The sequence below is a fragment of the Vibrio sp. 1F263 genome, from assembly GCF_041439035.1.
GTDB classification, from domain to species: Bacteria; Pseudomonadota; Gammaproteobacteria; order Enterobacterales; family Vibrionaceae; genus Vibrio; species Vibrio tasmaniensis_A.
In genome coordinates this window covers 1-26,512 of the sequence record NZ_JBGONI010000003.1, presented here as the reverse complement: position 1 = coordinate 26,512, position 26,512 = coordinate 1, and the positions used below count along the sequence as shown (strand labels likewise).

The 26,512-nt window shown below is 44.6% G+C and carries 18 protein-coding genes; 14 read left to right on the top strand and 4 right to left on the bottom strand.

What is annotated here, in order from left to right:
* Positions 1–57: 57 nt before the first annotated feature.
* A complete protein-coding gene (locus ACED25_RS02640; RefSeq protein WP_009845832.1) occupies positions 58–1,527 on the top strand; it encodes a hypothetical protein in 1,470 nt (489 codons plus the stop codon).
* Positions 1,527–3,107: a GGDEF domain-containing protein gene (locus ACED25_RS02635; protein WP_029225485.1), complete on the top strand. Its 1,581-nt coding sequence runs from the start codon at positions 1,527–1,529 to the stop codon at positions 3,105–3,107. Before ACED25_RS02640 ends, ACED25_RS02635 begins: the two co-directional genes overlap by 1 nt.
* A 39-nt stretch (positions 3,108–3,146) precedes the next feature.
* Here ACED25_RS02635 and ACED25_RS02630 read toward each other — a convergent pair whose 3' ends face one another.
* On the bottom strand, positions 3,147–4,055 hold the full coding sequence (locus ACED25_RS02630) for a DMT family transporter (protein WP_371694566.1): 909 nt from the start codon (positions 4,053–4,055) through the stop codon (positions 3,147–3,149).
* Positions 4,056–4,317: 262 nt separating this feature from the next.
* Between ACED25_RS02630 and ACED25_RS02625 the strand changes: the two genes are divergently transcribed.
* From ACED25_RS02625 to ACED25_RS02605, 5 genes are all read left to right on the top strand, one after another.
* Complete coding sequence (locus ACED25_RS02625) at positions 4,318–4,713, top strand: DUF3302 domain-containing protein (RefSeq protein ID WP_009845835.1); 396 nt, start codon at positions 4,318–4,320, stop codon at positions 4,711–4,713.
* Positions 4,713–5,843 (top strand): HlyD family secretion protein, encoded by a 1,131-nt coding sequence (locus ACED25_RS02620; RefSeq protein WP_009845836.1) that lies wholly within the window; start codon positions 4,713–4,715, stop codon positions 5,841–5,843. The genes ACED25_RS02625 and ACED25_RS02620 overlap by 1 nt, the downstream gene beginning before the upstream one ends.
* 326 nt (positions 5,844–6,169) lie before the next feature.
* Positions 6,170–6,718 carry an ECF-type riboflavin transporter substrate-binding protein gene (locus tag ACED25_RS02615; RefSeq protein WP_009845837.1) on the top strand — a complete coding sequence of 183 codons (549 nt, stop codon included), beginning with the start codon at positions 6,170–6,172 and terminating at the stop codon, positions 6,716–6,718.
* A gap of 6 nt (positions 6,719–6,724) precedes the next feature.
* Positions 6,725–8,419 carry an ABC transporter ATP-binding protein gene (locus ACED25_RS02610; protein ID WP_371694565.1) on the top strand — a complete coding sequence of 565 codons (1,695 nt, stop codon included), beginning with the start codon at positions 6,725–6,727 and terminating at the stop codon, positions 8,417–8,419.
* Positions 8,416–9,255 (top strand): energy-coupling factor transporter transmembrane protein EcfT, encoded by an 840-nt coding sequence (locus ACED25_RS02605; RefSeq protein WP_012600180.1) that lies wholly within the window; start codon positions 8,416–8,418, stop codon positions 9,253–9,255. The genes ACED25_RS02610 and ACED25_RS02605 overlap by 4 nt, the downstream gene beginning before the upstream one ends.
* A 152-nt stretch (positions 9,256–9,407) precedes the next feature.
* Here ACED25_RS02605 and glgB read toward each other — a convergent pair whose 3' ends face one another.
* From glgB to ACED25_RS02590, 3 genes are all read right to left on the bottom strand, one after another.
* Positions 9,408–11,588 (bottom strand): 1,4-alpha-glucan branching protein GlgB, encoded by a 2,181-nt coding sequence (gene glgB, locus ACED25_RS02600; RefSeq protein WP_371694564.1) that lies wholly within the window; start codon positions 11,586–11,588, stop codon positions 9,408–9,410.
* Positions 11,589–11,763: 175 nt separating this feature from the next.
* Entirely contained in the window at positions 11,764–13,944 is a 2,181-nt protein-coding gene (gene malQ, locus ACED25_RS02595) for a 4-alpha-glucanotransferase (RefSeq protein ID WP_017096249.1), read from the bottom strand.
* Positions 13,945–14,120: 176 nt separating this feature from the next.
* A complete protein-coding gene (locus ACED25_RS02590) occupies positions 14,121–16,574 on the bottom strand; it encodes a glycogen/starch/alpha-glucan phosphorylase (protein WP_371694563.1) in 2,454 nt (817 codons plus the stop codon).
* Positions 16,575–17,140: 566 nt separating this feature from the next.
* Here ACED25_RS02590 and malT point away from each other — a divergent pair.
* From malT to sstT, 7 genes are all read left to right on the top strand, one after another.
* Positions 17,141–19,849, top strand: coding sequence for an HTH-type transcriptional regulator MalT (malT, locus tag ACED25_RS02585; RefSeq protein WP_029223176.1), 2,709 nt, complete (start codon positions 17,141–17,143; stop codon positions 19,847–19,849).
* 557 nt (positions 19,850–20,406) lie between these two features.
* The gene (locus ACED25_RS02580; RefSeq protein WP_041473030.1) at positions 20,407–21,327 is read left to right on the top strand and encodes a DUF368 domain-containing protein; all 921 of its coding nucleotides are present in this window, start codon (positions 20,407–20,409) and stop codon (positions 21,325–21,327) included.
* A gap of 203 nt (positions 21,328–21,530) precedes the next feature.
* On the top strand, positions 21,531–21,971 hold the full coding sequence (locus tag ACED25_RS02575) for a hypothetical protein (protein WP_371694562.1): 441 nt from the start codon (positions 21,531–21,533) through the stop codon (positions 21,969–21,971).
* The gene (locus ACED25_RS02570) at positions 21,968–22,564 is read left to right on the top strand and encodes an SCO family protein (protein ID WP_012600175.1); all 597 of its coding nucleotides are present in this window, start codon (positions 21,968–21,970) and stop codon (positions 22,562–22,564) included. Before ACED25_RS02575 ends, ACED25_RS02570 begins: the two co-directional genes overlap by 4 nt.
* A 114-nt stretch (positions 22,565–22,678) precedes the next feature.
* Entirely contained in the window at positions 22,679–23,137 is a 459-nt protein-coding gene (locus tag ACED25_RS02565) for a copper chaperone PCu(A)C (RefSeq protein WP_017096254.1), read from the top strand.
* A gap of 521 nt (positions 23,138–23,658) precedes the next feature.
* Positions 23,659–24,723 carry a ribosome small subunit-dependent GTPase A gene (gene rsgA, locus ACED25_RS02560; RefSeq protein ID WP_102249434.1) on the top strand — a complete coding sequence of 355 codons (1,065 nt, stop codon included), beginning with the start codon at positions 23,659–23,661 and terminating at the stop codon, positions 24,721–24,723.
* 412 nt (positions 24,724–25,135) lie between these two features.
* Complete coding sequence (sstT, locus tag ACED25_RS02555) at positions 25,136–26,353, top strand: serine/threonine transporter SstT (RefSeq protein ID WP_009845849.1); 1,218 nt, start codon at positions 25,136–25,138, stop codon at positions 26,351–26,353.
* Positions 26,354–26,512 lie beyond the last annotated feature (159 nt).

The following is a 26,512-nucleotide window of genomic DNA, read 5'->3' as shown; positions in this document are numbered from 1 at the left end:
ATCACACTCCTATAATGATTGTGTTATCAATATGTTCGATAATTATGGATCTAAGCCTTGGACAAAAATCAGTACCTTCTTGAAACCGAACTAGAACAACTCAAAACTCGCGTTGATTCTGAGCCATTGGTGATCCTAGAGATCGCACAACAATGCCTAGTCAGATCAGAGCAAGTTCTGTTTGAAGAGGGCGCTATCCAGTCATTCATGTTAATGGCGAGATGTTGTTGGAACCTTATGGATTACCAGAAAGGTTTAAAATACATCAAGGAAGCCTACAAACGCCAAAGCCGATTAGATACCGATCATTTTCTCCCTGAAATTCTCCACTTACACGCTCTCCAATTCTGGGGACAAGCCAAGTATTACTCCGCCCAACAGTTCTGGATCAATGCATTAGAACAATCTGCACTGGTTGATGAAGTGGAGATTCAAATTGAATGCCTCATTGGCCTTGGCAACATTTGGCGAATGACTCACGAATATAAACTTGCACGCTCTACCCACCAGCTCGCTGTAAAAGTAGCGAATAACAGCCGCATTGGTTGGTTAGAAGGCAAAGCAAGAATACTTCTCGCATGGGATTACTACCTGCTCAACAACTATGTTGAAATGCTATCGGTGCTCGACGGTGCAGAAGAAGCACTAAAAGAATATAAAGATAATACTTGGCACGCTGAAGTATGGGATTTTCGAGGCCTTGCCCTACTTGGCCTTGAACGTTTGGATGATGCAGAACGAGCCACAGCCAAAGCGCACAAGCTAGCAGTAGAGCACAACCTTGTATGGATGAAAGCGCATTCCTACATCAGCCGAGCTAGACTGGAGCTCTTAAGAAAGAGGCCAGAACAAGCCGCCGAGTTGCTAAGGCTGGCAGAAGAGTCAGCAAACGAATTCGATAATGGCGAATTGCTTAGCCAAATTTGTTATCAACAGTCTTTAGTCGCAGAAGAAAATCAAGATTTTGAAGCCGCATTGATCGCTTTTAAGAAGTATCGTCAATATTCTACCGGCATGCTTAAAGAACAAACAAATCGTGTCGGTTTAGACAAAGCGCGCAGTTCAAAACGCCAGCTTGAACAGAGAGCTCGTAAGCTAATTAACCGCATTCGAGGTCAACACGAACACGACCCGGAAAAGCACCTCTCTTATGTCGTTTCCGAAACCTTCTGGTGGGAAAAACTGGTACTATTTAAGACGGAGCTTAAACGCTCTAATCACTGCATCATCATGTTCCATCACATCGATACCGATTACTTAGATGTCTGTACCGAGATAGCACATACCTTGTGTAATCAGAACGACTTCATTGCAAGGCTAAGTTCGGAACGTGTGGCTCTTATGCTTTCCGAAAAAGACGAAGCTGCTGACCAGATCTTCAAAACTCTGACCACCATGCTAGATATCTATCCATGGCACAGAAAAGGATTAAAAGGTTCGAGACCGACCGTCAGCCTCAACGATATTTTGACGTTCCCGTTCACTCTTGAACAACTAGAAGAAGACGATGCTGAGGTAACAGAATGATGGAAACCCTATTAAGCAAGATTACAGATGCAGGTCTAGATCCTTCATCGGTATCGGGTGAAGAGGCGATCATATTCTGGAATCATATTCGCCAACACGTTTCGACGACACAAACAGAACAAGCACACTGTTACATCATCAGCTCTGAGTACCGCGCCGAGTTACAACAAAATCAAACCAGTATTGATGAATTGAAACTGGCACTCGACCTACTCCACCTTCCTACAGATATAGAAGATATTCTTACGGTAAAGACCAGCTTAAGTAATCGCTTGGTTGAAATTGGTGATTACACGTCGGCACTGAATGAATTCGTCAGCTCATCGACAATCGCCGTTGAGCACGGACATATCGATGAATATGTAATGGCTATCTTAGGTATGGGGAACCTGTGTGACGCTTACGGAGACCACAGCAGAGCTCTTCGCTACTACCAAAAAATCAATAGCATAGATCACGCGATAAGCAGTCGATCACTTCGTCTGAAATTCAAGCTTTATATGGTAGCAAGTCTGCTACTGCTCAACCGAATAACGGCGGCCAGCGACTTACTGAACGAATGCGAAGAACTGAGCATTTTAGTGAGTGATAAGCTACTCACAGCTCAGATACTGTTGTATCAAGCAAAAGTGCTCCGTGCTAAGAAAAAGCACCATGAAGCGCTTCGTTGTCTGTCAAAAATTCAATATCCAGCCAACAGTACTCAAGCAAGTTGGCTCGCGACCATGACTCGTCTAGAGTTAGCACATTGCTTGAGTGCGACCGGAAAGCAAGACTATGCAAGTATGATCTTGTCGAGCACCCACAAACGTGTGAAGCCCGGCTCGTCACCTGTGCTTGCGAAGCGCTTCTATGATTCTCTAAGTGATGTGTGTTTGAATCAAGGTCGTTTTGAAGAAGCGCTGAGCTACGAGAAGAAAGGCTACCGAATTGAAACGGATCTGATGAAGCAGATCCCGATCAGCGAACTTGGTGCAAGCCAACTGCGCCGTCTATCTCGGTTTGAATTACAACTTAAACTCATTCTCTCCGAACAAGAGAACAAAGAGCTTAAAGAGACAACAGAGCAACATAAAAATACAGTTGCTCAGCTACAACAAGATGTTTTCACCGATCCACTGACCGGGTTACACAACCGTCGCTGGTTAGATGTGAAACTGAAAGATCTACTGCTACACGAAACGCCTTTCGCATTAATGGTTATCGATATCGACCACTTTAAGTCAATCAATGATGAACTGAGCCACTTAGTGGGTGATAAAGCGATCGTCAGCGTTTCTCAAGAACTGCGTTCATACTTTAAGTTTAGAGGCGCGTCATGTGTCAGGTTTGGCGGAGAAGAGTTCCTCGTCATCCTTGAGAATACTGACCTTGCGAAAGCAGAAATGCACTCTGAAAATTATCGAGAGCGTATCTTCCAATTTGGGTGGCATGAAATACTCGGCGAGCGCGGTCTAACCGTTAGTATCGGTATCACTTTGCATCGCGATGGAGAAAATACTCAACGTACCTTCTATCGTGCAGACAAAGCCCTATACAGAGCTAAAGCCAACGGCCGTAATCAAGTGTGTACAGAATAGTGCCACGTCTGTCTGTAGGTCTGTAGCTAAGCCCGCCTCTTATTGATAAAAGAACAAAGAGATTCCACCTAATGCGGCAAGTGTCCCGATGATACTTTGCTTTGACACCTTCTCTCCTCTAATCGCATAAATCACCAAAATAAAGACCGGGCTGGTCGCTATTAATGTTTGAGCAATCGCGGGGTTAGCATTTTTCAACGCCACTTGCTGAAGCCATAGAGCGAGAAACGTCCCGACAAAGATTGCCCCTAATAACCAAAGTTTATCGAGCTTGGTCATTGCCCATAAATCTCTTTTTATCGACGAGTACGGCTTCTTTTCAACGAAAGGGATAATCAGCATTACGGCAAACACGCCAATCGTCAGGCGAATCAAAGCACCTAACAATGGTGGAATGTCACCCGCCACCAATGCGTAGTGGGAAATCACCACACCCGACGCCTGACAAACACTTGCCATAAGCCCATATCCAATGCCACCCCACTGTGCTTTGTCATTAGAAATATCATTACCGTTCGCTGATTTCGACGGCTGAAAGACCACAAAGGTCACCGCTAAGGTTGTTATCACAACACCCAGCCAACTTTGCAAAGTGAGTGCCGCGCCAAGAAACATTAATGCCAAAACACCAGAAAGAGGTGGAGCCAGAGATTCCAGCAACAAGGTCTTATTGGCACCAATTCTTTTTAATGCCGCAAAATAGGCGCTATCTCCAATCGCGATTCCAATAACACCTGAAACCGCCAAGATCCAAAAATGGTTAGCACTCAGTTCGAATTCAGGCATCGGTATTAACGGCATGACCAACAGCATCATGCCAGAGGCTACAACCCCCTTAACGATATTCAACTGCATCGCAGAGAAGCGATGCCCAAACTGCCCATAAATCCATGTCGCACACGCCCACACCATCGCAGCGCCAATGGCCGCTAATTCACCTATATACATCCGCATTTATCCTTAATTTTTTGTTGTTATGGCTATGATTATGGCTATGCGCATCGTTTGAATCAGATCTGTCATCTTGTCAGTAAGAAATCCGAAATAACCTATTCAAGTTCAATTGGATTTTATAAGATCCATCAGTGATTTCATTCTCATTATTAGCAGCAACATATTATTTTCAGATTGGTAAATCATTTTTATAACAATTACTTGGATGATAGCGTAGTATATTTGTAACTAACATCTAACATTACAAGGATCTGTTATGTTTTTAGACTACTTTGCACTCGGTCTACTGATTTTCGTAGCATTAGTTATCTTTTACGGCATCATCGTTATTCACGATATTCCTTATGAAATTGCGAAAGAACGTAATCACCCTCATCAAGATGCTATTCATGTCTCAGGCTGGGTTAGCCTATTCACTTTACACACTATTTGGCCGTTCCTTTGGATTTGGGCTACGTTGTGGCGCAAAGATCGTGGCTGGGGCTTCGCTAAGCTTGAAGAAGAACAACATGATATTCATCACCGAGTCGACACTCTCATCGACCAAGTGAGTGCACTTCAGAACGAAATCGCACAGCTAAAGCAAGCGGGCACTGAGCAAAACAGCACAGAGAAACAGACAAACAACGTTCAAGATCAGGAGGCTAAGTAATGGATTTACTGCTGATAATGACCTACGCGGCGCTTTGTATTACGATTTTCAAAGTATTCAAAATCCCACTAAACAAATGGACTGTCCCCACTGCCGTACTGGGTGGTGTTGTCCTCATCGGTACTTTGATTCTATTGATGAACTACAACCACCCTTTCACACAAATCGGTAATCAAGTTTACTCAACGACACCGATTGTTTCAGGGGTTCGAGGCAAAGTCATCGAGGTTCCGGTTGAAGCAAATAAGCCTCTCAAGCAAGGGGATATACTTTTCAAAATAGACCCGATTCCTTTTGAAGCTGAAGTTGCTAAGCTGCAAGCCAAAGTAAAAGAAGCGAGTCAAGGTGCCTTAGGTCTAGAGTCGCAGGTTGGAGAAGCCGAAGCAGCCAAAATAAAAGCCATTGCAGAAAGAGATAAAGCACAACGTGAATTCTCTCGATACAAGCGAGGCTTCGAAAGTGGCGCATTTACAGAGCAACAGCTCGATACTCGTCGACAGGCATACAAAGCCACAGAAGCTGCTGTGAAAGTAGCCGAAGCAAACCAACAACAAGCTCAGATCGCACTTAACTCTGAGATTGGCGGTGAGAATACAGCGGTTGCAGGCTTACTTGCTGATTTACGTAAAGCTGAATTCAATCTTGACCAAACGGTAGTAAGAGCACCAACCGATGGCTACGTAACTCAACTCGCTCTTCGTCCTGGTGTAATGGCTGTACCACTACCATTAGCGCCGGTGATGACCTTTGTTCACACTGAGGCGCAATTCTATACCGCAGCCTTTAGACAAAACTCACTACAACGACTGCAACCTGGCTACGAAGCTGAGTTTCTATTTAGAGCACTACCAGGAAAAGTGTTTAAAGGACGCATTGATGAAGTGATCCCAGCCATTGGTGAAAGCCAATTTCAAGCTCGAGGCACACTTCTAGGTACTGACGCACTGCGCACTAGCGGCCGTGTATTTGTTAAGCTGACCATCACTGATGATCTGTCTGAGTACCATTTGCCTATGGGTACTGCCGTCGAAGTGGCCGTTTATTCTGATAGCTTCACTCACGTATCTATCATGCGTAAAGTGCTTATTCGCATGAAGAGTTGGCAAAATTATCTATATCTAGACCACTAACCGTATCTAGACCACTAACTAGAGCTAGACCACTAAACGGTCGTAGATATACGACGACCCCGCTTAACACATTGTTAATATGAATCAAAAAGCCAGACTCGTTCTGGCTTTTTTGTTGCTTGATTAACCATAAAATTGCGCTTTTTACATGATATTAATGCGTCTAGATGGAATTTTAGACATCTAGACACTTACCTTCCCTTATGGAAGGGTTCTACTGTATAATGCGCGCCTTATTTTTTATATTTGCCCAAAAAACGTTCTCATTGAGACGCATATTAATAATGGCGAATATTATGCTTTATTTTCAGTATTCGAGGTTATCTATGAACTTTTCAGCTAAAACAGTCGTCGTTATTGCTATTGGCGCGGCACTGTACGGCATTGGTGGTTTACCTATGTTTGGTGTCCCAGTGTTTGCTAACACGACATTGAAACCAGCAATGGCAGTCCTAGCACTGTTTTCTGTTTTGTTTGGCCCTATTGTTGGCTTCTTGGTTGGCTTTATCGGTCACTGGGTAACGGATTTGTTCGCAGGTTGGGGGGTATGGTTAACTTGGGTATTAGGCTCAGGTATTGTCGGTATGGTTATCGGCTTATTCCCAATGATGACTAAGAATCGCCTTCAACAAGGTGAACTACCAATGAAAGATTTTGCACTGTTCGTGGTACTTGCCCTTGCGGGTAACGTTGTGGGTTATGGTAGCTCTGCGTTCCTAGATACCATCCTATACGCAGAACCGTTTACTAAAGTCTTCACTCAACTGTCTATCATCGCTGCGGGCAACACTATTCTTATCGCAGTGGTAGGCTTCCTGATCCTAAAATCAGTCGCTAAACGTAACAAACAAAGCCGTAACCTGACCGAGGCATAAACGCTAATGACTATAGCATTTTCGAACTTCTCTTTTAGATATGAGTCGCTGGATAAACCGACGCTAAAAAATATCAATCTAAGGATAGAGAAAGGAGAGAAAATCGTCATTATTGGACCAAGTGGTAGTGGTAAATCTACGCTAGGTCAGTGTCTCAATGGTCTGATACCTCATGCAATTAAAGGTGAGGTGTCTGGTTCTTTAGAGATGAACGGCAAGAATGTGTCTGAGTTTTCAATGCACGACTATACCGAGCAAGTCGGCACAGTATTGCAAGATACTGACAGCCAATTTGTGGGGTTAAGTATCGGTGAAGATATCGCGTTCGCATTAGAAAACCAGTTGATGTCGAACATTGATATGTACCCGTTAGTTAAATCGACAGCAAAAATGGTCGACCTAGCGGATATGCTTGAGCGCTCTCCTCATGACCTTTCAGGTGGTCAAAAACAGCGAGTATCGTTAGCGGGTATTTTAGTCGATGATGTCGATATCTTGCTGTTTGATGAGCCTTTAGCAAGCCTTGATCCTAAAACGGGCAAAGCAACGATTGAGATCATCGACCAACTTCATAAAGAAACCAACAAGACTATCGTGATTATCGAGCATCGCCTTGAGGATGTTCTACATCGAGATATCGATCGTGTGATCTTAATGGAGCGCGGTGAAATAGTCGCGGATATGACTCCGGATGACATCTTAGCGTCCAAGTTACTTGAGACGCACGGTATTCGTGAACCTCTCTACTTATCTGCACTTAAAGCAGCGAAAGCCCCTCTGACTAACGAAGATAAACTTTCAAACCTCAAAGCGTTGGATTACAAAAGATTCCGCCCAGCAGTTCAAGCTTGGTTTGCTGAGCGCCCGGCACCGGTAGCAGAGAAACAGTACCAGCCTTTGCTCGAAGTTCATGGCTTAACTTATTCTTACGACGGCGAAAAAAATGCACTCGAAGATGTGAGTTTCAAAATTGGTAAGGGTGAGTTTGTCTCGATTTTGGGTAAGAACGGTTCGGGTAAATCCACTATCACCAAACTCATCATGGGTGTGATAGATGCTGATTCAGGTTCTTCCTATCTAAATGGTCAAGACTTATCTGAACTTTCCATCTTTGAAAGAAGCCAGAAAGTCGGTGTGGTGATGCAAAACCCGAATCATATGATCTCACATCATATGATTTTTGATGAGATTGCTTTTGGTCTTCGTAACCGCGGTATGGCAGAACAGCTGGTCACAGAAAAAGTAGAGAACGTTCTTGAGCTTTGCGGGTTAAGTAAGTTCCGCCACTGGCCCATTGAAGCTCTGAGCTATGGTCAGAAAAAGCGTGTAACGATCGCGTCTATCTTAGTGTTGGAGCCCGAACTCCTCATCTTAGATGAGCCAACAGCAGGCCAAGACTACCGTAACTACACATCGATGCTGGCATTCATCCAAAAGCTTAACCGAGATTTGGGCATTACTGTTGTGATCATCTCACACGACATGCACTTGGTTCTAGAATACACCACACGTTCGATCGTAATCGCAGACAGTAAGTTGATTGCTAATGCAGCCATGACCGAAGTGTTTAGTCAGCCATCGCTTTTAGAACGTGCGAACCTTTGTACTACCAGCATTTATGAACTTGCGACTATGATGAAAATCGACGACACCAACGCTTTTATGCAGTACTTCATCGACGACGAGAGAAGCTCGCTATGAATGCATCAAAAGTAAAATTTGGCATCAATTACATTGATACTAAATCACCGTTACACGCACTGAACGGCATCACTAAATTTGTACTTTTTCTTGCTTGGGTCACTGTGGTTTTAACTACGTTCGATCTGAGATTGATTGCGTTGCTTATTGTGACTGGTTTATTCCTGCTAAAGCTTACCAATGTGCCTGTGCGCGTTTATAAGCCTTTGTTATTGGGAACGGTGAGTGTATTAAGCCTAAATGCTTTGTTCATGTATCTGCTTGCTCCACAGCAAGGTACAGAGCTCATCGGCAGCGAGACTCTATTGCTGACACTGCCGGGTAACTACTCGCTGAGCCAAGAGACTCTGTTTTATTTAATCACTGTCACGCTCAAATACATGAGTATGTTCCCGATAGCGTTAATATTCGTCTTTACCACGCACCCGACCGAGTTTGCAGCAAGCCTCAACCGTATTGGCGTTCCATACAAAATCGCCTATGCGGTCAGCTTAACACTGCGTTATTTACCTGAAGTTAAAAAAGACTTCATCAATATCATGCACGCGCAACAGGCTCGTGGCGTTGAACTATCGAAGAAAGCACCTTTACTCACTCGCATCAAAAACGTAGCTAAGGTTCTAGGTCCGCTCATTTTTTCTAGTTTGGACCGTGCAGACGAGATTTCAAACGCAATGACGTTGCGAGGTTTTGGCAGACATAAGTCACGGACTTGGTATAGCTATGCGCCTTTGAAACGTATCGATTATGTTTGGCTAATGGTTATCGCCTTTATCGTTGTGTTAGCGATCGTAAAACGTGTTTTAGAACCACAATTATTCTGGTATCCATTTTAGGTTTTTCATTGAAAGCGACGCTTAAATAACGTGCTGTATAATATTCTACTTAACGAAATTCAAGCCGTTTTAGAGTGAAAATCGAAACAAAAAAAGGGAGCCTCAGGGCTCCCTTTGTCGTCTTTGTGATCACTGACTTACTGTGATTGTTATCAGTTTAATTTGTAAAACACCGTTGAAAGTGGTGGCAAACGCAGCTCAATCGACGTGTCCAAACCTTCGCTTGCTACTGATTCAACCTCAGCAACCTGCTTCACCTCAAAACCGCTGCCTGCGTAATCAGCCGAGTCAGTATTCAGCAATAGCGAGTACTGGCCTTGGGCTGGAACACCTAAGCGGAAACGCTCATGAGGAACGGGCGTAAAATTAGAAACAACCAATACTCGTTCACCCGACTCACTAATACGTTCATGAGCTAAGATACTTGCTTCAGCAGAATCTTGTAGACGCCATTCAAAACCTTTCGGGTCGAAATCAAGATCGTGCATTGCCGCCTCAGAGCGGTATAGATTGTTCAAATCTTTCGTTAAGCGTTGAACACCTTGATGGCGTTCATATTCCAACAAGAACCACTGCAGTTGATCATCATGATTCCATTCAGCCGTTTGACCGAATTCAGCGCCCATGAAGTTCAGCTTTTTACCCGGTTGTGCATACATGTAACCCATGTAAGCGCGTAGGTTAGCCGTTTGCTGCCACTCATCACCCGGCATCTTATTGTGGATAGAGCCTTTACCGTAAACCACCTCATCGTGAGACAGAGACAATACGTAGTTTTCGCTGTGAGCATAAACCAACGGGAAGGTAATCGTATCGTGGTGATATTTACGGTTGATTGGATCTTCTTGAATGTAAGACAAGCTATCGTGCATCCAACCCATGTTCCACTTAAAACCGAAGCCTAAACCGCCCATAAAGGTTGGTGCTGAAACACCCGGGAAAGCCGTCGATTCTTCAGCAATTGTCATCGCATTCGGGAAGTGTTTGTACACTTCTTCGTTCATCCACTTAAGGGTCGCGATGGCGTCGTAATTTTCATTGCCGCCGTCTACATTCGGAATCCATTGATCATGGCTACGCGAGTAATCGAGGTACAACATCGAAGCAACAGCATCAACACGAATGCCATCGATATGGAATTGTTCGAACCAGTACAATGCATTTGCTACTAAGAAGCGACGAACATGCTCTTTACCTAAGTCGTAAATGTACGAGTTCCAATCTTGGTGCCAACCACGGCGTGGATCTGGATCATGGAACAAAGGCGTTCCATCAAAGTTAGCTAAGCCGTGATCATCACTTGGAAAGTGTGCAGGAACCCAGTCCAGAACAACACCTAAACCGGCTTGGTGACATTGGTCGACGAAGAATTTGAAATCATCTGGAGAACCAAAACGACTTGTTGGCGCAAACAAGCCTATTGGCTGATAACCCCAAGAGCCGTAAAACGGGTGCTCTGAAACCGGCATCAACTCTACGTGTGTGTAACCCAGATCCGTTAGATACGGGATTAGCTCTGCCGCTAGCTCACGGTAGTTTAGGAATTCACCTTCAGCATTGCGCTTCCAAGAACCGGCATGCAATTCATAGAATGAAAGGGCTTCTTTGCGCTTTTGCGTCACTGGGCGATTCTGCCATTGAGAATCTTGCCACTGGTAGCGAGCGTGATCGTAAGTCACAGATGAAAATGATGGGTACTGCTCAGAGTAGAAACCCCATGGGTCAGCTTTATGTGGCAAGCCTTCGCCATCAGGCCCTTTTAATTCAAACTTGTATTGTGCGCCTTCTTCCAGATCAGGAATAAATAAGCCCCACATACCATAATCTAAACGCTGCATTGGGTGGCGACGACCATCCCAAGCGTTGAAGTTACCCACCAAGCTAGCCGCTGTTGCATGCGGTGCGTACACCAAGAAACGCGTGCCTGAAATCGTCTGTCCATCACGCTCTAGCGTAATAAACTGAGCTCCCATGTGATGATACATATCTTTCGGTGTATGAAGATCCTCATAACTCGCGTACAGATCATGGTATTGGTATGGATCATCGATGATCTGCTCTACTCCATTCCAATCAACCGCAAGCTTGTAGTGAGTAAAACGTAAGTCTCTTTCTTGCTTAAGAATGAAACCACTTTCACCCTCTCGCGCTAACTTAATACGAGGTTCCTTTCCAACAATCAACTCGACTTTATCTGCCCCAGGAATCCACACTCGTAATGAACCTTGTTCAGAAGGTAAGTATGGCCCTAAAAACGCAAATGGGTCTGTGAAGCAAGCCTGTGATAGTTGGGTATATATTTGTTTTTGCTTTGAAATCGAACTTAGTTCCAAAACGCTTCTCCCTAACCAAACATCCAAAAAACATAATACAAAAATGCCCGCTATTAGTGCGGGCAATATAACGACGGTTTATTCTACCAGATGAGCATTCAATATTGAGTGACCGAGGTTGTAGTTTCGTACGGCGTAAGCAAAAAACCACCTCTTTTCAAGCCACTCGACTCCATTACTTAGCTGCTTTTTCTCGTACATCAGTTAGCTTAGATGCGATACGATTCACGCCTTCATGAGCGAAGATTTCGTCCAAGTTCATTGATAGTTTACGACGCCAGTTAGGGTACTCATCGACCGTACCAGGGATGTTAACGGGCTTATCCATCTCTAGCCAATCTTCCAACTGAACACTCAGGAGTGTTGAGCCACCAGCAGCAACGTGCAACTGAAGCGCTTCAGCAAGATAAGAATCCATCGGCACTTGACTTGCATCACGCCCAACACCTTCAGGTAGGAAGCCGTGCCATGCCACTGAGTCTAAGATACCTTGCTTGCACTCCAAGCGGTTATCGAACAAAGTTTCTAGCTGTTGTGCGTCTGGGTATAAACCAATCTCTTGACCCATTTTCAAGTCATCACAGTGCCAGAAGCCGCGAAGCGTTGGCATATCGTGAGTACACAGTGCTGCCATCGATTGTGACGCGTAGTGCTTCGGAGAAATAAAACCACCGTCATTTTCTGATGTTTCGAAGAAGAAGACTTTGTAAGAATGCACGCCAGCATCAGCAAGGATGTCTACGATTTCATCCGGTACCGTGCCTAAGTCTTCACCGATAACGCTGCATTGGTAACGGTGAGATTCAAGCGCCAGAATAGACAGCATGTCTTGCACTGGGTAGTAGATGTACGCACCTTTCGTTGCGTTCTCACCCTTTGGAATCCACCACAAACGCAGCAGACCTAAAACATGGTCAATACGCAATGCACCACAGTGCTTCATGTTGGCACGAAGTAGTTTGATGTAAGCGTCGTAGCCGGTTTCTTGAAGTACTTCTGGGTTTAGTGGCGGTAAGCCCCAGTTTTGGCCTAGAGGACCAAGAATATCCGGTGGAGCACCAATGCTCGCATCCATCACTAGGTTGCCTTCATCAGCCCATGTCTCGCTGCCAGAATCTGCAACGCCTACCGCTAAATCACGGTAAAGGCCAACCGCCATGCCTTTCTCTTCAGCAAGAGACTGTGCATCGTTGATTTGGCAATCGGCTAACCATTGTAGGTACATGTAGAGATGCACTTGATCTAGGTTATCTTTGATGTATTTCTGGGTCGCAGGGCTTTCAAATGTACGGAATTTCTCTGGGAATACAGGCCAGCCCCACATACCTGAATCTTCAGCATGCAGTTCACCGTGCAGCGCATCAAACGCGGCTTGATGCATCAGGCTTTCACCGCCCTCTTCAACGAACGCTAAGAACGCTTGTGCGCGGTCGCTGTTTTTGTCTAGATGACGAGTCTTAAATTCTGCAAATAGCAGAGGTAAGATGCTCATCTTCAGCTCAGATACTTCAGTGTAATTCACCCAGTGCGCTTCACGAGCTTTCTGTAGGCGCTGCTGGAACTCGGCGCTGCCTACCGTTTGTTGCGCTTCCGCGCTTAATGCGAACTCAGGAACTGAACTCACATCAATGTATAAGACGTTCAACCAACGACGTGAAGACGGGCTGTATGGGCTCGCACCTTCCGGGTTCGCAGGGAACAGTGAGTGAATTGGGTTTAGACCAACAAAGTCACCACCGCGAGACGCGATATCCGAAACAAGCTGTTTTAGGTCACCGAAATCACCAATACCCCAGTTGTGCTGAGTTCTTAGCGTGTACAGTTGAACACTTGGTCCCCAAAGCTTTTTGCCTTGCTCAATGGGTGACTGCTTGAAGCACGCTTTTGGCGTAATAATCAACGTCATCTCGTAAGGTTTCTTACGGCGCTTACGACTCACAATGAGCTTGTGATAACCCCATGCCAAATCACTTGGCAATGCAAACACTAAAGGGCCACCCTCGGCACGCTCGTCACGAACGACTTGAGATTGAAGATAGCCTTCAAGTACCTCTCCTTGCTCGGTTTCTAAGCGCCAGCTGAACTCACTTTCACGAGCACTCACACCCAGATTGAGTGTCACTTCTACTGGCTCACCGTCACGCAAGACAAGAACCGGGTCTAGTACATCTTTTCTGTGCTTTCTTTCTGCAGATTTAAGCAGTGCATCATCGCTGCTTGTATCGTAGCCCAATGAAGCCAATAGAGACGTAATCGTCTCTTCTGATACTTGTGCTTCATCGCCCCACGCACTAACGTAACTATCGGCAATATTTGCCATTTCTGCGACTTGTTTTAATACGGTCTGTTCTTTCATCGCTCTCTCCGAAAACGTTCTGACGCTTTCAATTTTTGTAGAGTTGTCTATTTAATTTTTACTAATCAATTAGCTTGTGACAATCAGTTTGTAAGCATTGCTATCTGAATAAGCCGTCTATTTGCTCACAAGCTAATTGAGCCAAGGCAGAAACTGCCTTGGCTACTTTGCAACTATTAACGGTTAACCGCTTCAAGTTTCCAAATGTTGTTCACGTAGTCGCGAATTGAGCGGTCTGATGTGAACTTACCAACCAATGCCGTGTTAAGAATCGCTTTCTTAGCCCAACCTGCTTGGTCTTTGTATTGTGTACCCATGTCTTCATGTGCTTTCACGTAAGAAGCGAAGTCAGCAAGACATAGGTAAGGGTCACCACCGTCTAGTAGGCTATCAAACGTTGCACGTAGAAGACCTGGTTGACCTGGAGTAAACTCATCGCCAGTCAGTAGATCTAGAGATGCTTTCAATAGTGGGTCTGCATTGTAGTAGTCATATGGGTTGTAACCCTGAGCTTTCAATGCAACAACACCGTCAACTTCTAGGCCGAAGATGTAGATGTTTTCATCACCAACTTCTTCACGAATCTCAACGTTTGCACCATCCATCGTACCGATAGTTAGAGCGCCGTTTAGAGCCATCTTCATGTTGCCCGTACCTGAAGCTTCTTTACCAGCTAATGAGATTTGCTGAGAAACGTCTGCCGCAGGGATGATGATTTCAGCCATGCTTACACGGTAGTCAGGGATGAATACCACTTTAAGCTTGTTACCGATGCGAGGATCGTTGTTGATCTTCTCTGCAATCTTGTTAACCGCGAAGATGATTTCTTTTGCTAGGTGGTAACCCGGTGCTGCTTTCGCTGCGAAGAAACATACGCGTGGCTCACACTCGAAACCAGGTTCGTTAAGAATACGGTGGTACAGAGACAGAATGTGTAGCAAATCTAGGTGCTGACGCTTGTATTCGTGCAGACGCTTAATTTGAACGTCGAAGATAGCGTTAGTATCTAGCTCGATATCCATGTTCTCTTGAACCCAATCCGCAAGACGCTGTTTGTTTTCTTTCTTAACAGCCATAAATTCTTTTTGGAATTTCGCGTCTGTTGCAAACTTAGCGATGCCTTCTAGCTGCTCAAGTTTTGCTGGCCACTCAGAGCCAATCTTACCTGTGATTAGATTAGATAGACCTGGGTTACAGAACTTCAACCAACGACGTGGCGTGATGCCGTTCGTTACGTTAGTCAGTTTACCTGGGAAGATTTCGTTGAACTCTGGGAACAAGTCTTTCTTAACAAGTTGAGAGTGAAGTGCAGCTACACCATTTACTTTGTAAGAACCAATCACACATAGGTTTGCCATGCGAACCATGCGGTGGAAACCTTCTTGGATGATAGAAAGCTTCGCTTGTTTCTCACCGTCACCAGGCCACATCTTGCGAACTTCTTGCATGAAGCGGTGGTTGATTTCAAAAATGATTTCCATGTGACGTGGAAGAAGACGGTTGATCAGCGATTCAGACCAAGTCTCTAGCGCTTCTGGAAGTAGTGTGTGGTTCGTGTAAGCGAACGTATGTGCACTGATTTCCCATGCTTGATCCCAAGATAGACCTTTCTCGTCGATTAGGATGCGCATTAGCTCAGGAATCGCAATCGTTGGGTGCGTATCGTTCAGCTGAATCGTTTCTTGCTTAGGCAGATCTTCTAGAGAGAAACCTGCTGCTTCGTGACGGCGTAGAATATCGCGAACTGACGCTGCTGAGTGGAAGTACTGCTGCATTAGACGCAGTGTCTTACCTTTCTCGTGGTTGTCGTTCGGGTAAAGTACTTTAGTGATGTTACCTGCATCGATTAGCGAGTGTTGCGCTTCGAAGTAATCACCGTTGTTAAAGCTTGCTAGTGAGAATGGTGCAATTGCCTGACATTCCCAAAGACGCAATGGGTAAACCGTGTTTGACTCGTAACCTACGATTGGTAGATCCCAAGGCATTGCTTTTACTTCCATACCTGGAACCCAAGTACGAACTTCTTTACCGTCGATGAATTCAACTTCTACATGACCGTAAAAACCAATGTGTTGTGCTAGCTCTGGACGAGCGACTTCCCATGGGTAACCTTCAACACCACGCCATGCGTCTGGTGCTTCTTGTTGACGACCATCTTGGAAAGACTGTTTGAATAGGCCGTATTCATAGTGAAGACCGTAGCCTACTGTTGGGTACTCTTGTGCAGCACAAGAATCCATAAAACATGCAGCAAGACGACCAAGACCACCATTACCTAGCGATGGGTCGCGTTCTTCTTCTAGAAGGTCAGTTAGGTTTTGGCCTAGCTCTTCCATTGCATGAGTAATCTGTTCGTACAGACCCATGCTGATCAGATTGTTACCTGTTAGACGACCAATCAAAAACTCTAATGAAAGGTAGTTAACGCTCTTCGCGTTTTTGATTTTTTCATCATTTTCAGTTTCTAGCAGGTCAAATGTTGTCAATTCTGCTAGCGCACGCCCCATCGCTAGGTACCATGCGCGGCTATCTGCGTTTTCAATCGTTGTTGCGTAAGTTGCAGATAAATGCTTTTTAACGCTTTCTTGGAACGACACTTTATCGAAAGTTTTTTGCTGAGTTGGTTTCATTTCAGAAATCTCGCTTTTAATAGTTCTAATTCATCTGTGACATATCGTGCATGGTCACCATTAACTAAACATCCTCCCGTTAATACGACTAACTAGGAGTAGATGAGAGGGCGTAGGGGGCGTACCGATGTAAGGTTAGTGATCTGACTCTCATGTTCTAACTTCGAACAAAAAGTTGGAGTGACTAAGATCACAAGCTCCCGTTCGATAACTTAACGTTAATTGATGTGAGTTTTATTTAACCGGAATAAACTGATTAGCAAATCTGAGTTTGAGATCACGAAATTATTTTCCATATCTCATCTTTTACATAAATCTCAGTGTAAGACCGAACAAAGTCACATTCACAAACCACCACGCAACGTGAGCAAAGTCCCAAATTAAGGGCGTAGAAAGCTAAAAACATGCAAGACCGCAAGGTTTCTGAGGAGAATCATAGTCGGTGCCATTTTTCTTCACGTAACATAAGCACAGACTTAAGTAATTAGGCAGATGTGATTGGGCAACTCTTTTACGGTTTTAGAATCCCCAGAACATAGGCCACGGAATAGGTGAAAAACTTCGACATGTGGATCCCTTCGAAACTGACTCGTCCCGGCCGCTTACATAATGCAATCCTACGACCTAGGGTTCTCGATCTGCTCCAGAACGCAGATTGCTATAAGCTTGTATTGTTCCGTTCTCCAGCGGGCTATGGCAAGACCACTATGGCTGCACAGTGGCTATTAGATAAGCCGAATGTGGGTTGGTACAGCATCGATGATAGTGACAACGATGCCTTCCGTTTTATCAACTACCTACTCCAATCACTCAATAAAGCGACTCAAAACTCCTGTCCCAATGCCCAAAAACTGGCAGAGAAACGACAGTTTTCATCGCTGCATTCTTTATTGAGCGAAGTATTCGCCGAGATGTCGGACTATCATCATGAATGTTTTCTTGTTTTAGACGACTACCATTTAGTCAACAATGATGACATTCAAGAAGCAATGCGCTTTTTCCTCAAACACATGCCCGACAATCTTACGCTGGTTGTAACCAGTCGTGGTACACCCCCCCTAGGTACGGCAAACCTTCGCGTTCGAGACTTAATGATCGAATTAGGTAATGACTCGCTGGCTTTTGATACCGAAGAGACGACGCGCTTTTTTAATCAGCGTGTTGCCGATGGTATTGATGACACAACGGCAGACAGTATTTGTACCTATGTAGAGGGTTGGCCTTCTGCACTTCAACTTATTGCGCTGCAAGCCCAACATCAAAAACGTACGCTTGCGCAGTCTGCTGAGTCCTTCTCCCACTTTAATCAAGCCCATCTTTGGGACTACTTGGTTGAAGAGGTTTTCGACCTGTTAGACAAAGAAACTCGACAGTTCTTGATGCAGTGTTCAGTGCTTGACCACTTCAACGACGAACTGGTTTGTGCGCTAACACAACGTGAAGACGCACTGGGTATGATCGAATCATTAAATCGATTCGGTTTATTCATCTACCCGCTTGAAGGCGAAAAGAACTGGTATCGTTTCCATAACCTGTTTGGTGAATTTTTGGCACATGAGCGTCAAGCTCGAATCCCTCAACAAGAAGCAGAATTGCACCGAAGTGCCGCGAAGGCGTGGATTAAACAAGACACCCCACACCAAGCACTACGCCATGCACAGCGCGCTGAAGACCCAGAACTGATCATTCAAATACTGACAGACCACGGTTGGCCGATGTTCAACCAAGGCGAGCTTTCCTCGTTAGAGATGGCGATCAAGCAACTGACTACGGATCAACTTTACAGCGACCCTAAACTGTCCATGTTACGAGCTTGGCTAGCACAAAGTCAGCACCGCTACGAACAAGTAGGGACATTATTGGAAGAGGCTGAAACACAATATCAAGCTCGAAATATTGAACTCGACACTCAACAGCAAGGGCAATACAACGCCCTACGCGCGCAAGTTGCGATTAACAGTAATGAACCTGAAAAAGCCTTAGAATTGGCAGAGCTTTCGCTAAGTCAGCTGAACACCACCGTTTATCGTAGCCGAATTGTCGCCACGTCTGTTGTTGGTGAAGTCAATCACGTAATGGGCAACTTGAGCCGTGCACTGCCGATGATGCAGCAAACAGAAAAACTTGCACGCCAGTACCAAGTTTACCACCAAGCGCTTTGGGCGATTCTACAACAGAGCGAGATCTTAATTGCACAGGGTTACGTTCAAGCGGCATTCGAGCTGCAAGACAGTGCGTTCAAATTGATCGAAGAACACCAGCTAAAATACGTGCCTCTGCATGAATTCTTACTGCGTGTTAGAGCTCAAATATTCTGGTGTTGGAACCGATTAGATGAAGCGGAAGAGTGCTGTTACAAAGGCTTGGATATCCTTGGTCACCATTCGCCAAGTAAGCACCTTCACAGTTATTCAATGTTGGCTCGTATTTCACTGAGTCGCGGTGAAATTGATAAAGCATCTAAGTTTATCGACCAAATTCAGCACCTTTTGCGTCAATCGACTTACCACGTGGACTGGACGGCGAACGCTTCTCTTTCTTTGATTCTTTTTTGGCAAGTAAAAGGCAATAAAGAGGCGATACGTGATTGGTTGAATGTGGCTGTTCGACCTGAATCGGCAAGCAACCACTTCTGCCAACTGCAATGGAGAAACATCGTTCGCGCTCACATCATTCTTGAGCAGTATGAAGAAGCGGAAGAAGCGCTGACGTTCCTTAAGAGTGAAGCCCAGCGTTCACACCTGATTACAGACACCAACCGAAACTTGATCGTTGAAGCCGTGTTACGTACACAAATTAACGATGAAGACAGCGCACGCGTGCTACTTGAAGAAGCGCTTCATATGACTAACCAAACCGGTATGGTCGGCAACTTCTTAGTAGACGGCGGGACTATCGGACATATCTTGGATAAGTTGAGCAACAAGCCTGGCTTAGGTGACTTAGAACGCCATCGCGCTCAACAGATCATGAAAGATATCTCGACCACCCAACGCAGCCGCTCGGTTCACTTTGATGAAGACTTTGTTGAAAACTTAGTCAATCACCCAAACATTCCTGAACTTGTGCGCACAAGCCCACTCACCCAGCGTGAATGGCAAGTACTTGGTTTGATTTATTCAGGGTTCAGTAACGAGCAGATAGCTCAAGAACTCGATGTAGCAGGTACCACCATCAAGACTCACATCCGTAACCTTTACCAAAAGCTAAACATTGCTAACCGCAAAGAAGCGATCAGCACAGCGGAGAATTTACTGCAGTTGATGGGGTACTAAACGATTCGAGATTAATTCGAGAAAAGCTTAAGCTAGTCGCCGATGGTGACTGGCTTTTTTTTCGTTTGGAGCATGGGGTTAATAGCAGATAGCTGATCATAAAGAGCCAAACGACAGACAAAAAAATAGCCAACCGCAATAATCGCGATTGGCTCTATATATTTGTGAACAAATCATAAGTTCACTAACAACGTCAGTTGGCTAGGTGACCCTCGGCTTAAGAAGGGTCAATGTATATAATGCAGTTAGCGTGCCAACTTTAATTCAGCCATTTTATAAGCCCTGCATCGCATAAAAACCTCTAATTCATGATGCGAATTGCAAAGTGCATTTGCATAATGCAACCAAGATGCAATATCGATAGAAAACAGGTTTCACTGCAGCCGATAATAATAAGACTCCAAGCAGTTGTATTTTAAATGTAAGGCAGATGTTCACATCAACGTATTGCCTTACAATTAAAGAGGTAATAAAAGCACCTCGCCAAAGGCATATTCATACTTTTTTGACACTAAAGTTTGTATACTGCACAAAATCACTCTCAACTCTATGAAGCAATGAACTACTTAAGTACTTTTTTCAAAGGCATGGCAATGGGCGCAGCCGACGTTGTCCCTGGCGTGTCGGGCGGAACCATCGCATTCATCACTGGTATCTACGATACGCTACTAGAAAGCATTCGAAGAATTAACCCTAGCGTACTTGGACTATGGAAGCGTGAAGGTTTCAAAGCCGCGTTTAGCCACATCAACGGTTTTTTCCTAATTTCACTGTTCGCAGGCGTATTCACGAGCATTGCGACATTTGCAAAACTGATTTCTTGGTTATTAGTCACCCACCCAGTTCCACTATGGTCTTTCTTCTTTGGCCTTATCTTGGTGTCGGTTTTCCATATTCTTAAACAAGTAGAAAAGCGCGATATGATTCGATTCGTATTTTTGCTGCTTGGTGTTGCCTTCGCTTACAGCATTACCGTGCTTAAGCCGCTGCAAATGGAACCTACCAGTATCAATATTCTCATTGCAGGTGCGATTGCAATCTGTGCGATGATTTTGCCAGGTATCTCAGGGAGCTTCATTCTGCTATTAATTGGTATGTACGGCCCGGTACTTGGTGCCGTTAAAGAATTTCAGGTCGATGTACTTGCCCTATTCCTTAGTGGCTGTGTGATTGGCCTGCTGACTTTCTCTCACGTACTTTCTTGGTTATTGCGCTCATTCCGCGACTTCACATTAGTATTCTTGACTGGTTTGATGATCGGTACACTGCCGAAGATTTGGCCGTGGAAAGAAACGATCAGCTGGCGTACAAACTCTAAAGGCGAGCAAGTTCCTCTGATTCAAGAAAACTTGTCACCGTTTGATTTTGAAGCCGTCACTTCTCAACCTTCACAGCTAGTAATGGCTATTGTGATGATGCTTGTAGCGATTGCTCTGGTCCTTGGGTTAGAGAAATTTGCAGAGCGCAACGCTGACTAATCATTCAGCCAACTTCTGGAAAGCGTTTAGAACGAATAGTGCTTAGAAAGACTAAGCTCACGCCCCTATGACACAGACAAAAGCGAAGCCAATGGCTTCGCTTTTTTAGTTCTACCATACGCACAAAATTACTTTTTGATACAAGCACATATTGAGGGATATGATAACATCGCCGCTCTTATAAAATTAGATGAGAACACGACATGCACTCTGCGTTAAAGGTTGCTGCTCTTGGGATCGCTCTCGTGGCAGGCTTTTATGGGCCGCAAGCAATTCAGCAATTTGAATCAGCGATGGAGCGAGCCTCTGCTGAGGTTAACTTAGATGATTACTGCATGCTTTCCACCACATCGTGTGAGCAAAATACAGTTGCGATGACACTTGATCGCGAGACAGCTCAACCTCTGGCTCCCACCAAAATCAAAGTAGTGTGGGAAGGCGCAGCCTCTGACACATTAATGCTGTCGCTTATAGGTTTAGAGATGGAAATGGGCTCGGCACGTTTTCAATTAAAAAACATGGGCAATAATACCTATGAAGGTGATGTAATTTTACCTGTATGTACTTTAGACAAGATGACATGGATCGGTGAGCTCACTGATGGTGTCGATACTGTAAACCCGGCAATAAGGATGGCAAGATGAGTAGAAATTGGTCGTTAGCATTGGTTGTCGCTTTTGTCCTTGGCTTTGGCGTTAAAAGTTATCTTGATGGGCAAAACGAAGCTCAAAAACAACACGCGGCAAAACAACAATTCTCCGCGACAACCCTTTTCGGCAAAGATAACCAGCCAACTGAAATCTTTGACCAAACCGATGACAGAATTCGTATCGTTTATTTTGGTTTCACACGTTGCCCAGATGTGTGCCCTACTTCTCTAGCAATGTTAGCCGGAGCACTTAACCAGATTTCTGATGAAGCAAAAGCCAAGATTCGCCCGATGTTTGTTTCTCTCGATCCAGAACGTGATGCCGCTGAAGCCTCATACGAATACGCACAATACTTCCACCCAATGATGGAAGGATTAAGTGGCCCGTTAGATGTGACAACAACGCTTGCACACAACTACGGTGTTATTTTTAGAAAGACCAAGCTTGAAGGTTCAGAGTTGGAATACACCCTAGACCACAGCTCATATTTCTATTTTTTAAAACCTGATGGCACGCTGATTACCAAAGTGCCGCATACGTTAACGCCAGCGCCAATTGTTGAAGCTATTAACACATTAACGCGCTAACGTACCAAGTCATCAGCGACGAGAAACAACGTGTACAAAAATAAAGAACTTAACGAATAAAGTTCGAACAAAAAGTCAGGTCCCAGACCAAAACAAAAAACTAAGGACAACAACATGAAGTTAAAAGCACTTGCTCTAGCAGGCTTATTGCTCACTCCTCTTGCTCAAGCGAATAGCGACATTATGGTTCATGACGCGTACGCGCGCGCAACCCCGCCTTCAGCAGTGAACAGCGCGGTATTCACGACTCTGATGAACCATAGCGATAAAGATCGCGCTATTGTTTCTGCAACAACACCAGCAGCAGGAAAGGTTGAACTTCATGATGTTATCGTTGATGGCGACGTAATGAAGATGCGTCAAGTTCAAGCGATCACCATCCCTGCAAATGGTAAAGCAGTACTTAAACCAGGTAGCTTACACATCATGTTGTTTGACTTGAAAAGCAGCCTAAAAGAAGGTGAACAAATCAAAATGACACTGACCTTCGCAAACGGTGAAACACAGACCTTTGATGCGCCAGTGAAGAAAGTGATGAGCGGTATGAAAAAGATGAATCACGATCATCATTAATCAGATTTACAACCGATGAAATAATTTAAGCCACGATGACTTCTCGCCATCGTGGCTTTTTGCTAAACTGAGCTCGCTTTTTATTCAAAGCCTGACCACATTAATAACCAAGGAGAATAGAAGATGATTGTAATGAAGACACTAAAACTGGCAGTAAAAGTAACGCGTTAACTTGTTTGGTTAATCCAACTTAAATACCGATCGACCAACTTATCGTCACTCTTTGACGACCGCACACTTTTACCCGGTTTACTATTGATCGTAAGTGATCAATTCCTGCATGCCTGTAAAGCATGACTCAATCCGGGGTCCTATCTATTTGAATTCGACCCAAACTCAAAACATTTTTGACGCTCGACGCTTTTAATCTCAGCAACTCTTTTTGGTCTCATTAACTCTTTTGATCTCATCAACAATAAGAGAGCTCACAAGAAGTTAATGCTCTCATAAGACTTTAATGCAGTGATAAGACTTTAATGCTCTCACAAGAAAAGAAAGCTCGCACGTCTGGGTAAATAGACATGAATTCACAAAACGCATTTTCTAATCCAATGTCACTTCAACAACTTGGATGGCAACCTGTATTCCAACAACAACTGACACTCGAAGACTATGACCAATCCGTCATTGCTCGTATTACCGCGCACCATCGCAGCGGCTATACACTAGCGTCAGAACAAGGCGAAATCGTTCTCCCTATCCATCAAAACCAACCCGCAATGACGGTTGGCGACTGGGTAATCTTGAACTCTGAACTGCAATTCGGCCGTTTATTAGACCGTCAATCACTCTTCAGCCGTAAAGCTGCAGGTAGCCGTGTCGCCGAACAATATATCTCAGCTAACATCGACACGGTATTTATCGTGGTTTCGTTAAATAACGACTTTAATCTAAGCCGTATTGAACGCTACCTAGCGCTCGCCAATGAAGCACAGGTTGAAGCCGTTATCGTACTCACCAAGAAAGACTTGTGTGATGACTACGAAGACAAAGTACAACAAGTGCAAAGCTTAGATTCTATGCTGATGATCGAAGCGGTGAATAGCCTAGACCAAGACTCAACTCAAGTTTTGTCGCCTTGGTGTAAAACGGGCAAGACTGTGGCTTTAATGGGTTCATCCGGTGTGGGTAAATCCACCTTAGTCAACTCATTACTTGGTGAGGCTGAACAAGCCACAGGTGGCATTCGTGAAGACGATAGTAAAGGCCGACACACAACCACATCACGATCGCTCCACTTGCTAACATCGGGCGGCTTACTGCTCGATACTCCAGGAATGCGAGAGCTACAACTTGCTGACTGCGCTGAAGGCGTGAGTGAAACCTTCTCTGATGTGGAAGAGTTAGCCATGCATTGCCGATTCTCTGATTGTCATCATGAATCAGAACCGGGTTGCAAGATACGCAAGGCGATTGAAAGTGGAGAATTGTCTGAGCGACGATTTGCTAACTATCGAAAGTTATTGCGAGAACAAGCCCGAAATGGCGCCTCGTTAGCGGAACAACGCGCCAGCAATAAGCAGCTTTCCAAGATGTACAAAACCGTACAATCAGAAGGCCGCAATCTTAAAAAAGCATCTGACTAACGTTTAAGGTTTAAGGTTAACAGCTATAAGCTGTATTGAAGATAACTTTAAATTAAGACAATGAGCCCCATCGTGTTAATCACGTGGGGCTTTTTGTTTCAATTTGATAATGGTGTGGTTATTTATGCACACAATGTTCTTTCCTATAGCCGTTTACATTTCTACATTTGCAGTGTTTTGAATCTATCAAATGAGAATCAGCAGATTTATAGCTCAATCAAAATACATTTATTTAACATTTAGCTCTAAAAACACCACATAGCGCAAACAATAACCCTAAAAGTAAACTATCCCTAGACACCCTCTTAGATCCCGCTAATATGACCGCCAATTCCGCTAGTGTATAGTTGGATTTGGTACAACTTCATAAAAAGATACATCACTATAATAAATTAACAATTGCAGGTATTTTATGCAAAATCACAACATGCTCGCCCGCATCGCTCGTGGAAATCTCGTTCTACAGATCCTTGCTGGTATTGTTTTCGGTGTCGTTCTCGCCATGGTTTCTCCTTCAGCAGCTCAAGATGCAGGCCTATTAGGTAGCCTGTTTGTTGGTGCTCTGAAAGCTGTTGCCCCAATTTTAGTATTCATTCTTGTTGCAGCTTCTATCGCAAACCAAAAGAAAGGTCAGCATACCCATATGCGTCCAATCATTGTGCTTTACTTGATTGGTACGTTCTCTGCTGCACTGACTGCTGTAGTACTGAGCTTCATGTTCCCAACCACTTTGACACTGGTTGCTGGCGCTGAAGGTGCTAACCCTCCTCAAGGTATTGCAGAAGTTCTTCATACGCTTCTATTCAAGCTTGTAGACAACCCAGTTAGTGCACTAATGAATGCGAACTACATCGGTATTCTTGCTTGGGCAATCGGTCTTGGTCTTGCTCTGCACCACGCATCTGCAACAACCAAAGCGGTTTTCGAAGACCTAAGCCACAGTGTTTCACACATTGTTCGCTTCATTATTCGCCTTGCCCCATTCGGTATCTTCGGTCTTGTTTCTGCAACATTCGCAACAACAGGCTTCGATGCACTGGCAAGCTACGGTCAACTACTAGCAGTACTACTAAGCTCAATGCTGATCATCGCACTTGTGGTTAACCCACTGCTTGTATTTATTAAAACAAAACAAAACCCATACCCACTTGTACTGCAATGTATTCGTGAATCTGGTGTAACGGCATTCTTCACTCGTTCAAGCGCTGCAAACATCCCAGTGAACATGAACCTTTGTAAGAAGCTAAAGCTAGACGAAGATACTTACTCTGTATCGATTCCTCTAGGCGCAACGATCAACATGGCAGGCGCTGCAATCACCATTACTGTGTTAACGCTTGCTGCTGTACACACTATGGGTATTGAGATTGATATCTTCACTGCGATTCTACTAAGCCTTGTTGCTGCAGTTTCAGCATGTGGCGCATCGGGTGTTGCTGGCGGTTCACTACTGCTTATCCCGCTAGCGTGTGGCCTATTCGGTATTTCAAACGATGTAGCGATGCAGGTTGTAGCGGTTGGTTTCATTATCGGTGTGATTCAAGATTCAGCTGAAACAGCGCTTAACAGCTCAACAGACGTAGTGTTCACTGCTGCTGTATGTAAAGCCGAGCAAAACAAAGAGCAATAAACCTTTAGCTGCTCTGAACCTAAACAGTTCTGAGCTCTAAGCTCTAAAAAGCAAATCGTACATAAACAAAAAGGGAAGCAGATGCTTCCCTTTTTTTGTTTGAGTGTCCCGTCCTGAAATGTGTTTACACATTGAGGACGAATTATGACTACTTCAAAT